12 protein-coding genes are annotated in these 12,336 nt (G+C 63.6%); 7 read left to right on the top strand and 5 right to left on the bottom strand.

Annotated features, from left to right (window positions below; genetic code table 11):
* Nucleotides 1-198: 198 nt before the first annotated feature.
* Nucleotides 199-666, top strand: coding sequence for an Lrp/AsnC family transcriptional regulator (locus tag RQX22_RS00315; protein WP_315722584.1), 468 nt, complete (start codon nt 199-201; stop codon nt 664-666).
* Here RQX22_RS00315 and RQX22_RS00310 read toward each other — a convergent pair whose 3' ends face one another.
* Nucleotides 667-2,274, bottom strand: a complete 1,608-nt coding sequence (locus RQX22_RS00310) for a serine hydrolase (RefSeq protein ID WP_315722582.1) — start codon at nt 2,272-2,274, stop codon at nt 667-669. It lies immediately after the preceding gene.
* A 374-nt stretch (nt 2,275-2,648) separates the two neighbouring features.
* Here RQX22_RS00310 and RQX22_RS00305 point away from each other — a divergent pair, with 374 nt between their 5' ends.
* The gene (locus RQX22_RS00305; RefSeq protein WP_315722580.1) at nt 2,649-3,227 is read left to right on the top strand and encodes an outer membrane protein; all 579 of its coding nucleotides are present in this window, start codon (nt 2,649-2,651) and stop codon (nt 3,225-3,227) included.
* Nucleotides 3,228-3,286: 59 nt separating this feature from the next.
* On the opposite strand, the gene RQX22_RS00300 is transcribed toward RQX22_RS00305, so the two are convergent.
* Nucleotides 3,287-3,829 carry a Ros/MucR family transcriptional regulator gene (locus RQX22_RS00300; protein WP_315722579.1) on the bottom strand — a complete coding sequence of 181 codons (543 nt, stop codon included), beginning with the start codon at nt 3,827-3,829 and terminating at the stop codon, nt 3,287-3,289.
* 213 nt (nt 3,830-4,042) lie between these two features.
* Between RQX22_RS00300 and RQX22_RS00295 the strand changes: the two genes are divergently transcribed.
* The 5 genes from RQX22_RS00295 (at nt 4,043) to trpA (ending at nt 8,695) form a co-directional block, all read left to right on the top strand.
* The gene (locus tag RQX22_RS00295) at nt 4,043-4,177 is read left to right on the top strand and encodes a hypothetical protein (RefSeq protein ID WP_315722578.1); all 135 of its coding nucleotides are present in this window, start codon (nt 4,043-4,045) and stop codon (nt 4,175-4,177) included.
* 85 nt (nt 4,178-4,262) lie between these two features.
* Complete coding sequence (gene trpD, locus RQX22_RS00290; protein WP_315722576.1) at nt 4,263-5,330, top strand: anthranilate phosphoribosyltransferase; 1,068 nt, start codon at nt 4,263-4,265, stop codon at nt 5,328-5,330.
* Nucleotides 5,323-6,726: a bifunctional indole-3-glycerol-phosphate synthase TrpC/phosphoribosylanthranilate isomerase TrpF gene (gene trpCF, locus RQX22_RS00285; protein WP_315722574.1), complete on the top strand. Its 1,404-nt coding sequence runs from the start codon at nt 5,323-5,325 to the stop codon at nt 6,724-6,726. Before trpD ends, trpCF begins: the two co-directional genes overlap by 8 nt.
* The gene (trpB, locus tag RQX22_RS00280; protein WP_315722572.1) at nt 6,720-7,892 is read left to right on the top strand and encodes a tryptophan synthase subunit beta; all 1,173 of its coding nucleotides are present in this window, start codon (nt 6,720-6,722) and stop codon (nt 7,890-7,892) included. The genes trpCF and trpB overlap by 7 nt, the downstream gene beginning before the upstream one ends.
* Complete coding sequence (trpA, locus tag RQX22_RS00275) at nt 7,889-8,695, top strand: tryptophan synthase subunit alpha (RefSeq protein ID WP_315722570.1); 807 nt, start codon at nt 7,889-7,891, stop codon at nt 8,693-8,695. Before trpB ends, trpA begins: the two co-directional genes overlap by 4 nt.
* A gap of 297 nt (nt 8,696-8,992) precedes the next feature.
* Here trpA and RQX22_RS00270 read toward each other — a convergent pair whose 3' ends face one another.
* From RQX22_RS00270 to RQX22_RS00260, 3 genes are read right to left on the bottom strand one after another with little or no spacing between them, the layout of a single operon-like run.
* Nucleotides 8,993-10,432 carry an FAD-binding oxidoreductase gene (locus RQX22_RS00270; RefSeq protein ID WP_315722568.1) on the bottom strand — a complete coding sequence of 480 codons (1,440 nt, stop codon included), beginning with the start codon at nt 10,430-10,432 and terminating at the stop codon, nt 8,993-8,995.
* Between the two features lie 10 nt (nt 10,433-10,442).
* Nucleotides 10,443-11,678 (bottom strand): metal-dependent hydrolase family protein, encoded by a 1,236-nt coding sequence (locus RQX22_RS00265; protein WP_315722566.1) that lies wholly within the window; start codon nt 11,676-11,678, stop codon nt 10,443-10,445.
* Entirely contained in the window at nt 11,675-12,238 is a 564-nt protein-coding gene (locus RQX22_RS00260; RefSeq protein ID WP_315722564.1) for an SRPBCC family protein, read from the bottom strand. Before RQX22_RS00260 ends, RQX22_RS00265 begins: the two co-directional genes overlap by 4 nt.
* Between the last annotated feature and the right edge of the window lie 98 nt (nt 12,239-12,336).

The following is a 12,336-nucleotide window of genomic DNA, read 5'->3' as shown; positions in this document are numbered from 1 at the left end:
TGCCTCCCTTCAAGCGAAAAATAGAATAATCTTCTAAAAGTGCCAGCTGCAGCTGCAGGAGCGGACAGCGCGCATCTTGTAGGCGCACGAGGTATGCCCAGCGGTTAAGAAGATCAATCGCACCGCGCATATAACAGGATCATTGCGCCGCAGCATGAAAGGAATAGAAGTTTATTCCAATTCTGCTAGGCTGGATAGATGGACAGTACAGACCTGAAAATCCTGGCGATCCTGCAGCGTGACGCATCCGTATCGGTGGCCGACATCGCGGCCAGGATCAACCTCTCGCAGACCCCGGCATGGCGCCGGATCCAGAAGCTGGAGGAGAGCGGCGTCATTCAGCGCCGGGTTGCCTTGCTCGATCCCGAGGCGATCGGGCTGGGGCTCACGGTCTTCGTCGAGATCGAGACCGGCGATCACAGCCGCGAATGGCTGGATGGCTTCGCGGGTAAGGTGATGGACATGCCCGAGGTCATGGAAGTGTATCGCATGGCCGGCGACGTCGATTACCTGTTGCGCATCGTCGTCGGCAACATGGCTGATTTCGACGATTTCTACCAGCGCCTGATCACTGCCTTTCCGCTGAAGAACGTCACCTCCCGTTTCGCGATGGAGCGCGTCAAATCGACAACGGCCTATCCGCTTCCGCAACTCGACCCTGGTTGATCATTCCGAGACGCGCAGGAAGGCAAGATCGCGCACCCGGGAAACGCCGAAGCTCATTCCATTGACCTTGCCCGACGCATCACGACGGAAACGCAGCAGCGTGTCACCCTCGATAAATGCATCCCGATAGGCCGGCTTGGTGACGACGCTGAGCTTGGGGCGCGACACCAGGGTCAGTCGCAATCCCTCACCGTCCACGGCGACGTCATAAGCCGCTTCGGCCTCGTCGCTGGAGTAGCGCCCGGCATAAGCCGCGAGCGTTGCGGCATCGGGGGCGAAATGCGCGGTGCGGACGAAGGTCGAACGGCCATCGGGTGCGATCAGGTCGAAACTGTCGCCAGTCGTGAAGGCGAGCTCGGTCTCGCCGGCGCGAAACCTTCCCTCACCGACCATGTCCAGAACGGGGCCACCCTCGGGCTTGAGGCGTCCCTCCGCGACCACCAGCTTCATCGTCTTGCCGGTGGTCCGGTTGTAGAAGAGTCCGCCATGCGGGTCGTCGGGAGCGAGCGCCTTGGCTTCAGCAGTACTGGCCGCGGTCTTAGGGAATCGGGTGTCGACGAAAGCGCGCCCGATCGCGACCGGATTGAAGCTGCCGCCATTGCACAGGATCGCGACCGACAACCCTTCTGCCGGATAGCGTTCGAGCCAGGCGCGATAGCCTCCGGTCGCGCCGGAATGAGAGATGGTGACATGGCCGTTATAGCGCCCTACCGACAGTCCGCGCGCATAAGCGATCTTGCGGCCATCGTTGAGCGCGGCCTGTTCCTGCAGACGGGCCGTGATCCCCGGTCCAAGCCGGTCGGCGCCGAGCGCCTCGTTCCAGATCAGCAAGTCGCCGACTGTGGTCAGCAGCCCGCCATTGCCATAGACATTCTCGAACGGCCGCGCCTCCTCCCAACCCTCGCCTGCAGGATTGTATGCGACCGCATGGTCCTTGACGATGCGGCGGAAATCGTCGCGCCACTGGGTGTGGCTCATGCCCAGCGGCGCGAACATGCGTTTCTTGCTGAACTCGGCGAGGCTCTCTCCGCTCACCCGCTCGACGATCACGGCCATCAGATTATAGCCGCTATTGGTGTAACTATATTCGTCGCCGGGACGGTAGTTGAGCGCCTTCTGCCGCGCGACGACGCGGAGTGCATCGTCATTGGTGTAGGCGCGGGTGCTGCGTTCCCATCCGGCGATCGACATTATCGCGCCCCAGTCGCGCAACCCGCTGGTATGGCTGAGCAGATGGTTGATGGTGATCGGCCGGCCATAATCGGGAAGCTCGGGCAGGTATTTGCGGACATCGTCCGTCAGCGCGAGCTTGCCGTCCGCCGCAAGCAGCAGAATCGCCGCGGCGGTGAATTGCTTTGAAACCGACCCGGCTTCGAACACGCTGTCGGGCCTGTTGGCGATCCCATGTTCCAGATCCGCCATGCCGAAGGCACTGGTCGCGATCCGGTTGCCGTTTTCTGCCACCGCCGCCGCGCATCCGGGCGCATCCCGTTTGGCCAATGGCGCGACCACCGCGTCCAACGCCGCCTGCGGGCCTGGAAGGGACTGAGCCAAGACCGGCGCAGTCGCCGTCGCCGTGAAGATGAGCAGGGTCGCCAACTTGCGCACGAATAGGACTCCTATGATGTCTTGTCGGACGAATCGCTTCCTACGATGATGCTCCGACGAGGCCAATGCTTTCCAGGCAGGACAGATTGCGTCGAATCCGGGCACTTCACGTCCACTGACCCGGCATTGCATTTTTTTCGGGATAAGCCTCGGCCGGATCGACCCTCTCGGTGCGCATATTCGGAACTAAGGCACGTGTTTCAACAGCTTGCCGCAGCGTCAATTAAAAGAGAATGGCTGCTCCAGCCGCGGAACTTGTTGCACGAAAGATACAATCGTTATTCCGAACCAACCCGGTTGAGATTGGCTGATGACATCGCCGCCGGAGCACGCAATTGGCCGCCCCGCCACAACATAAGAAAGGGGCAAAATCCATGAAGTTCAAACTCATTCTCGCCGCCACCGCCGTGATCGCCGCAGCTGCGCCATCGATGGCGCAGGTCGCCGGCGGACGCATCGAAGCCGTGGTCGGCTACGACAATGTCCGGGTCGATCTGGACGATTTCGGCTTTGCCGGCAGCGAGGACAAGAGCGGTGTCGTGTACGGCATCGGCGCGGGCTATGATGTCGCCGTCGGCAGCGGTGCCTCGCTTGGCATCGACGCTGAAGCCACCGACGCTTCGACCCGCTATCGGGTGGTCGACGGCGCGGATCAGGGCCGCATCTCGGCCGGCCGTGATCTCTATGTCGGCGGCCGTATCACGGCGGCCGTGTCTCCGCTGTTCAACCTGTACGGCAAGCTCGGCTACACCAACGCCCGCTACAAGGCTGCCGCCACCATCGGTGGAACGACGATTAGCGGTGCGTCCAATCTGGACGGCATCCGTGCCGGCATCGGCGGCCAGTATCTGCTGGGCGCGAACCTCTATGTCGGCACCGAATATCGCTATTCCAACTATGAATCCGGCGTCTCCCGCCACCAGGTGGTCGGCGCGCTCGGCTTCCGCTTCTGATCTGGATGGAGGGGCCGGATTCGTCCGGCCCCTCTATGTCTCGTGACCCGAAACGCCGATCAGGCGTCGGCAGCAACCTTCCTGGGGCGCCCACGGCCACGTGGCTTCGCCGCGGTGGAATCGGAAGCGGCTTTCCCGCGCGCTGCGGGAGCCTTGGCGGATGCGGACTTGGCTGCCGGGGCCTTGGCCTTGGCGGTGTTCCCATTTCCCTTCCCGCGCTGCCGGCCCAGGCCGATCGCATGGGCGAGGTTGCGTCGTTGCTCCGAATAATTGGGGGCGACCAGCGGATAATCGCGGGGAAGCGAATAATCCTGACGATATTGATCGGGAGTCATGTCGTGGGCGCGGACCAGATGGCGCTTCAGCATCTTATGCTTCTGTCCGCATTCCAGGCAGACGAGATAATCCGGCTTGATCGATGCGCGGATCGATACGACCCCGTTCTTCTTCTGCTCCGGTGCGACTTGGGGCTCGTTGAGGCCCGTTAGAGCGGTATGGACGCTTTGGATCAGATTGGCCACGTCGCCGACAGACACTGTATTGTGAGCAACGTGAGCCGCGACAATATCCGCAGTCAAGTCGACGAGCTGTTGATTTTCCATGTTGGCCCTCTTTTACGAACAATAAGCGCCTGCATTAGCGAGATGCTTTAATTGGCGCAAATCCCTCGATCGAAATGCACCGTACTGAAACGATTGTCATGCCTGACTGGCACCCTGGAATAGCTGTGAGACGGCAGACGGCGGGCGCCCATGGGCGGGATCGGGCCTGTTCGTGCTTGACGGCGGCCGCAAAGATGGAGAAAGGGGGCGACGATGAAGATCCGCTTCGCCTGCGCCGTTTCCAGCTCCGCCATTGCTGCGGATGCGTCGGCGCGCGTCGCGAACAGCCAGGCTTGGCTTTGGTGGCAGGACTATTCGCGCACGGCGGCCAGCATGGATCGATGGTGATACGGACTCCCTTCTAAAGTCCAGATCTTCGAGACAGGCCCGCCGAAAGCGGGCCTTTTTCTTTGCCTTCATCAGGAATTCCACCATGCCCACGACCAGTAATGTCGCTCCGTCCCTGCCCCTCCCGACCATCGATACCGAGGGGCCGGACCGCGCCTTGTCCGCTCTTTATGACGGACATTCACTCAACCAGGACGAAAGCGAGACCCTGTTCGAAGCCCTGGTCCAGGGCCGGCTGTCCGAACCGGTGATCGCCGCCATGCTGGTCTCGCTGCGTCTCAAGGGCGAGACGGCGGACGAGCTGATCGGTGCCGGCCGCGCGCTGCGGGCGGCCGACGAGGATTTCGAGCGGCCGGACTATCTGTTCGCCGACAGCTGCGGCACCGGCGGCGACGGATCGGGATCGATCAATGTCTCCACCGCCGCCGCCTTCGTCTGCGCGGCTGCCGGCCTGCCGGTCGCCAAACATGGCAACCGGTCCTTTTCGTCGCGTTGCGGATCGGCCGACGTGCTCGAACATCTGGGCGCGAAGCTGGACATCAATCCGGCGGCTTCGCGCCGCGCACTGGACGAAGCCGGCATCTGCTTCCTGTTCGCGCCATTCTACCATCCGGGCTTGCGCCATGCCGGGCCGGTGCGCCGGCAACTCAAGATCCGGACGATCATGAACATCCTCGGCCCATGCCTCAATCCGGCCGAGCCGCCGGTGCAGTTGCTGGGCGTCGCCGACACCAAGTTCCTGGAGCCGGTCGCGGCGACCCTTGCAGCGCTGGGAGTCGGCCGGGCGCTGGTCGTCCATGGCAGCGGTCTGGACGAAGTCGCGCTTCACGGCGAGACGCAGGCGGTGAGCGTCAGGAACGGTACGTTCGAACGGCTCGTGCTCACCCCCGAGCAGGGCGGTTTGGCACGCGCCCCGATCGATGTGCTGAAGGGTGGCGATCCGGAGGAGAATGCGGAACGGTTCAGGCTGCTGCTGCTCGGCCGCGCCGGCGCCGCTGAAACCCAGATGGTCGCCCTCAATGCCGGAGCCCTGCTGATGACCGCTGGCCTTGCCGCCGATCTCAAGGAAGGTGTCGGCATGGCCAATGAGGCGATCGCATCGGGCGGCGCACACAAGCGGCTGGCGATGTTCGTGGACGCCACCCATGCCTGAACCGGAGGGGATCCTGGGAGAGATTGTCACCCGCAAGCGGAGCGACGTCGCCACGCGGCTGGACGGCACTAGCCTGGACGGCCTCCGCGCCATGGCGGCGCCGACGATGCGCAGCCTGCGCGCGGCGCTGGCGCGCAACGGCGCCCGGTTCGTGATGGAGGTGAAGCGCGCCTCCCCGTCCGCCGGCGCGTTGCGCGACGGCGCCGATCCCGTCGCGATCGCCCGCGCCTATCGCGGGGCCGCCGATGCAATCAGCGTGCTGACCGACACACCCTATTTCGGCGGCTCCTTCGCCGATCTGCGCGCGGTCCGGGCGGAATTCGACGGCCCATTGCTGGCGAAGGATTTCATGATCGACCTTCGCCAGGTCGCCGAGGCGCGGATCGCGGGCGCCGATGCCATCCTGGTGATGCTGTCGGTGTTGAACGATGCGGAGGCGGCGGCGATGGTGGCGGAAGCCAAGACGCTCGGCATGGATGCCCTGGTCGAGGCGCATAGCGAAGAGGAGGTCCGCCGCGCCGTGGCGCTCGGCGCGGAGATGATCGGCATCAACAATCGCGACCTCAAGACATTGAAGGTCGACCTCGCCACGACCGAGAAGCTGGCGTCGCTGGTGCCCGCGGACCGGCTGCTCGTCGCCGAATCCGGGATCGAAAGCCGGGCCGATGTCGAGCGGCTCGCTCCCCATGCCGACGCGTTCCTGGTTGGATCCTCTCTGATGAAAGCCGAGGATCCGGCGCTTGCGGCCCGCGCGCTCGCCTTCGGCCGGATCAAGGTCTGTGGCCTCACCGACGCCGCCGCGGTCGCCCTGGCGGCCGGAGAAGGCGCGGCTTATGCCGGCCTCGTCATGGTCGCGGGGACGCCCCGCGCGGTTTCCCAGGTGGAAGCGCAGAGCATCGTCGAAGCCCATCCCCGGACGAGGTTTGTCGGCGTCTTTCGCAACGAGAAGGTGATGCAGGTTGCAACCGATGCGAAGCTGCTTGGCCTGCATGCCGTGCAGCTCCATGGCGAGGAAGACGCCTCTTATATCAAGGCCTTGCGGACGCTGCTCCCGGGCGGGTGCGAGATCTGGGCCGCGGGCGCTGTGGCGGAGCGGGTTCCTGAACCCCGCCTCGGCGCCGACCGAACCTTGTTCGACACCAAGGTGGACGGCCGCTCCGGCGGGACCGGCAGGACGTTCGACTGGTCGCAGCTCCAGGGACGCCCCGATCTCGAGAAAGGCGTGCTCGCCGGCGGGCTCAATCCGGGCAATGCGGCCGCCGCGGCACGGGTCGGTACCTATGCGCTCGACGTCGGCTCGGGCGTCGAAGCCGCGCCGGGCAGGAAGGACGCGGCCAAGCTTCGTGCCTTCTTCGATGCGGTGCGGGTGCCGGTGCGGAGCGATGCATCATGCTGATGTCCGGACGTTTCGGCGATTTCGGCGGCGCCTATGTTCCCGAAATATTGATGCCGGCACTCGAGGAGCTGGAGGCGGCATTCCTGCAGGCGCAGGAGGATGAGGGCTTCCAGGCGGAGCTGGCCGAGCTGCTCGCCAAATATGCCGGCCGGCCGACGCCCCTGACGCGCTGCCGCAATCTCGGCAGCAAGCAGACGCGCATCTATCTGAAGCGCGAGGATTTGCTTCACGGTGGCGCGCACAAGACCAACCAGGTACTCGGCCAGGCCCTGCTCGCCAGGCGCATGGGCAAGACCCGGATCATCGCCGAGACCGGCGCCGGCCAGCACGGCGTCGCCACTGCCCTTGCCGGCGCGCTCTTCGGCCTGGAGACCCGCATCTATATGGGCGCGCACGACGTCGAGCGGCAGAAGCTCAACGTGTTCCGCATGCGGCTGATGGGCGCGGAAGTGATCCCGGTCGAAAGCGGGCAGCGCGGGCTCAAGGATGCGATCAATGAGGCATTGCGGGACTGGACGGCAAGCTTCGCCGACACCCATTATCTGCTCGGCACGGTGGCCGGCCCCCACCCCTTCCCGCTGATGGTCCGCGAATTTCAGCGCATCATCGGCAAGGAAGCGCGGGCGCAGATGATCCAGGAGGAAGGGCGGCTTCCGGATGCGGTCATCGCCTGTGTAGGGGGCGGTTCCAACGCGATGGGCGCATTCAGCGACTTCGTCGGCGACGAAGCGGTGCGGCTGATCGGCGTCGAACCGGCCGGCAAGGGCCTCGACGGCAATCAGCATGGGGCGACCCTGCTCCGCGGCCGGCCGGGCATATTGCACGGATCGGAAACCTATGTGCTGCAGGATCAGGACGGCCAGATCAACGAGAGCTGGTCGGTTTCCGCCGGGCTCGATTACCCGGCCGTCGGCCCGGAGCATTCCTTCCTGAAGGACAGCGGCCGCGCCGAATATGTCGGCGCCACCGATCAGGAGGCCCTCGACGCCTTCGCCCTTCTCGCCCGGTCCGAAGGCATCGTCTGCGCTTTCGAATCCGCCCACGCACTGGCGCATGCGCTGAAGATGGCGGAGGCTGGCGAGGGCGAAGTACTGCTGGTCAACCTGTCGGGGCGCGGGGACAAGGATATGGAACAGGCACAGCGCCTGCTGGACCTGCCGCAATGAACCGGTACGACAAGATGTTCGCCCGCCTGAACGCCCGCAAGGAAGGCGCGTTTGGAGCCTTTGTCATGCTTGGCGATCCGAACCTGGAACGGAGCGCGGTCATTCTCGATGCCCTCGCGGAGAGCGGCGCCGACATGCTGGAGGTCGGCATTCCCTTCTCCGATCCGATCGCCGACGGCCCGGTCATCCAGGCGGCAGCCGATCGCGCGCTCAAGCGGGGCGTCACTCCGGCCGACTGCTTTGGCCTGCTCCAGGGCTTTCGCGCCCGCCATCCCGAGATTCCGGCCGGTATCCTCACCTACGCCAATCTCGTCCTAGCCCGCGGCCGCGAAGCCTTCTACCGCTCCGCGGCCGAAGCCGGCGTCGATTCCATCCTCGTCGCCGACGTGCCGATGCTGGAGGCGGAACCGTTCGTCGACACGGCGGCCGCGCACGACATAGCGCCGGTACTGATCGCCGCGACCAACACGCCCGGCCAGACGCTGACCAGGATCTCGCGCGCCGGCAAAGGCTATACCTATTGCGTCGCCCGCGCCGGCGTGACCGGCACCGAGACGGCGATGCAGCTCAACCATGGTGCATTGTTCGCGGCGCTCAAAGTCCATGGCGCCCCACCCCCCGTGCTCGGCTTCGGCATTTCGACTCCTGAGCACGTCCGGGCGGCGCTCGACGCCGGCGCGGCGGGGGTGATTTCAGGCTCGGCGGTGGTGAAGCTGGTCGAAGCCGACGACGAAGCGCTCAGCGCCACCCGCCGGTTCGTCCGCGAGATGAAGGCGGCCACAGGCTCTACGCCGAACGCCTGAAGGGACTCCAGGAGCGACGACCTGCTCAATCCGACAATGAGAAAGAACGGAGCGGAAAGTTCAGAAAGTTCGGCTTCCTAAGGGATGAAAAAAACTGTCCTCACGGCCGACGCTCTGACGCACGAAAGTAGCAGCGAATCCAGGGTCGGCGCGGACAGAAAATGCCCAAAGGAGAAATATAGTTCACTGCCGTCCCGTAGCAGTAAAAACGGAACATTTCAAGAACGATGTGACGGGATCGTCAAAGGGGAAGTCCTCGATAGGACAAGCCACGAATGCTCTGAGGCCAGGGCTATGCTACGTCGCCCCACCAGCCGGCATATCTGGTTCGATGGCACCCAAGGCGAAAATTTTGCCCGGGTTGAAGAGGTTGCCCGGGTCGAGCGCGCGTTTGACCGAACGCATCAAATCGACCGCCTCGCCAAGCTCCTCGACCAGCCATTCCTGCTTGCCGAGGCCGATGCCATGCTCGCCGGTGCAGGTGCCATCCATCGCCAATGCGCGGCGGACCAGACGGGCATTGATTCCCTCCACCTCCTGGAGTTCCTCGGCAGATTCGCGATCGATCGCAAAAACAACATGGAAATTGCCGTCGCCGACATGGCCGAGAATCGTCGCCGGCACGCTGGACGCCGCCAGATCAGCCTTGGTCTCGGTGATGCATTGAGCGAGCCGGCTGATCGGCACGCAGACATCGGTTGCCCAGCCCATGGCTCCCGGCCGAATGTTCACTGCCGCATAATAAGCTTCGTGGCGCGCTTTCCATAGGCGGGAGCGGTCCTCGGGCAGATTCGCCCACTGGAATTCTCCGCCGCCATTGGCAGCGGCCAGTTCGCCCACGGTCTCGACCTGCTCCGCCACATAGCGTTCCGAACCGTGGAACTCGAAGAACAAGGTCGTAAGCTCGGGCAGATCCATGTTCGACCAGCGGTTCACCGCCCGGATCTGCATATCATCGAGCAACTCGACGCGGGCGAGCGGTATGCCGAGCTGGATCGACTGAACGACCGTGTCGACCGCGCCCCCGATCGTCTCGAAGCTACAGGTGGCGGCGGAAATCGCCTCGGGGATGGCATGCAGCCGCAGCGTCACTTCGGTGACGATCCCCAATGTGCCTTCGGAACCGACGAAGAGCCGGGTAAGATCATAACCCGCCGAAGATTTGCGGGCGCGCTGCGCCGTGCGTATCACCCGTCCGTCGGCTGCAACGACCGTCAGCCCAAGGACCGCCTCCCGCATCGTGCCGTAGCGCACCGCATTTGTGCCGGAGGCCCGGGTGGAGGCCATTCCGCCGATCGTCGCATTGGCTCCAGGATCTATCGGAAAGAAGAGACCCTGGTCGCGCAGATGTTCGTTGAGTTGCTCGCGGCGGACGCCCGCTTCAACCGTGCAATCGAAATCCTCATTGTTGACCGCGACGATCTTCGTCATGCGCGACAGGTCGAGCGACAGTCCGCCCTGCACCGCCAGCGTGTTGCCCTCGACCGAGGTTCCAGCACCGAATGGGATGATCGGCACGTAGGCCGTGCCGCACAGGCGGACGATGGCGACAACTTCAGCCGTGGATTCGACGAAGGCCACCACATCCGGCGGCATGGGCGCGAAGTGGGATTCACTTCTTCCATGTTCCAGGCGAATGGCATCCCCCGTCTGGACCCGATCGCCGAGAAGCGCTCGGAGGTCGTCCAGGAAGCCGTCCGGAAGCGGCCGGCGCGAGGATATATCCTGGGTGGTCATCGCGCTTGCCTCACGAAAGGCGATCCTTGACGATCTCGCCAGCGCGCATGATCAGGTCGAGCTTCTCCCCGTTTGCGGCAAGCAGGCCGATATCCCTCAGGGGATCGCCGTCGACCACGATCAGGTCGGCAAAAGCGCCGGGCTTGATACAGCCGAGCTTGTCTTCCTGCATCAAGATCTCGGCACCTATAGACGTCGCCTGGCGCAGCAACTCGAGCGGCGTGAAGATGTCGCGCCGGAATTCGAACTCGCGGCATTGCTGGTCGTAGGTTGGCCCGAGCAGATCCGTGCCGTAACCCATCTTAACCCCGGCATCGCGCATATGCTGGAGTCCCTCGAGCGCCGAGTCCGCGGCGATCTTCAGCTTTCCCATACTGTCGGGCGTCATGCCGAGCGCAGCGCCGACGTCCATGGTCACGAAAATCACCGACATCGTCGGTACGACATAGACCCCGCGCTCCGCGACAAATTGCGCGGTTTCGGCGTCGATCAAGGTTGCGTGTTCGATGCAGCGGACGCCGAAGTCGACCGAGCGTCGGATCGCACTGACCGGATGGCAATGGGCAGAGACATAGGTGCGGCGCTCGACGCACTCATTGACGATCGCCCGTGTCTCATCCTCGCGGAACTGGTTCATCCACATCGGATCGCTCGGCGACATCACTCCGCCCGATGCGACGATCTTGATGCAATGGGCGCCGCGGCGAAGCTCCTCGCGCGCCGCCTTGATACATTCGTCGACACCGTCGACGACCACCCCGCCCCAGTTCATCGAACCGCACGAGCAATAACCCTGCGTATGGTGCCTCTCGCCGGGAAGCCGATAATCGACATGGCCGCCGGTCATCGACAGTACCTTGCCGGCATAGAAGAAGCGCGGCGCGCGGATCAATTTGTCATGAATGGCAGCCGCCAGCGGATAATCGCCGCCGCCAATGTCGCGGACGCTGGTGAACCCGCAATCGAGCGCGTGGCCGAGCTTCCTCACCGCATGGGCGGTGCGGTAAGGGGCGTCGCGGCTGTCGACCAGTTTGGCGTTGAGATCGGAGAAATAGGCATGGATGTGGAGATCGATAAGGCCCGGCATCAAAGTCTTGCCGGCAAGGTCGATCCGTTGTGCATTGTCGGCCTTGATCGGACGATCGGAAACTTCACGGATCACGTCATTTTCAATCAGCAACGACATGCCTTCGGCACAGTCGGCGTTGACGCCGTCGAAGACGCGTGCATTCTCAAACAGAATCATGGGTGGTCCGCTTCCATAGTAGGTGATGCGTTGGGAAAGTGACGGCGCCGGCCTCCCTCGGAGAGCTCTTTCAACGTCGCCAGCTCCTCGTCGAAGCGCTTGCTACTCTCCGCGAGAATTCGGGCCCTGTCATCCGGCTTCGCCAAGTCGGGCGTTGCCGGAAATACTGCTAAGACATCGTATCGGACCAATGTCGAGCGACCATGTGGTATCAATCGCAGTGTGGCGTAACCGATCAATGTTCCGTCAGGCCCGTTCATCCGGAGCGTACGGATTTGCTGCGGGACAAGTTCGACATTTTCGAATGTCCAGCCCACGTTCCCGCCCTCTTGCAACATCTTAAATTTGCTCCCGAGCCGGTTCGGGGCACCGTCTATCGGGACGAGACTCGCTCCCTTCTTCCACCGCTCCATTTGCATGACGAATGGCCAGATCGCCGACGCGGGAGCGTTCACCTCGATCTGATTATGCGTAATGAAATCAATCGGTGTCGCCGCCACCGCGATCTGGCCCGTAAGTCCAGCAAGCAAAGCGACGAACCCATATTTGATGTTTGTCATTCCGCACCCATCCGATCGAACCATATTCTGGGATCCCTCGCGCCGTGACCTCCCCGATCGGTCGGCCAAGAGTCCGAGGGCGCCGTGACGGATCCAAA

Origin of the sequence: Sphingosinicella rhizophila, assembly GCF_032378825.1 — a bacterium.
Taxonomy (GTDB): Bacteria; Pseudomonadota; Alphaproteobacteria; order Sphingomonadales; family Sphingomonadaceae; genus Allosphingosinicella; species Allosphingosinicella rhizophila.
This window is presented reverse-complemented; position numbering and strand designations above follow the sequence as displayed.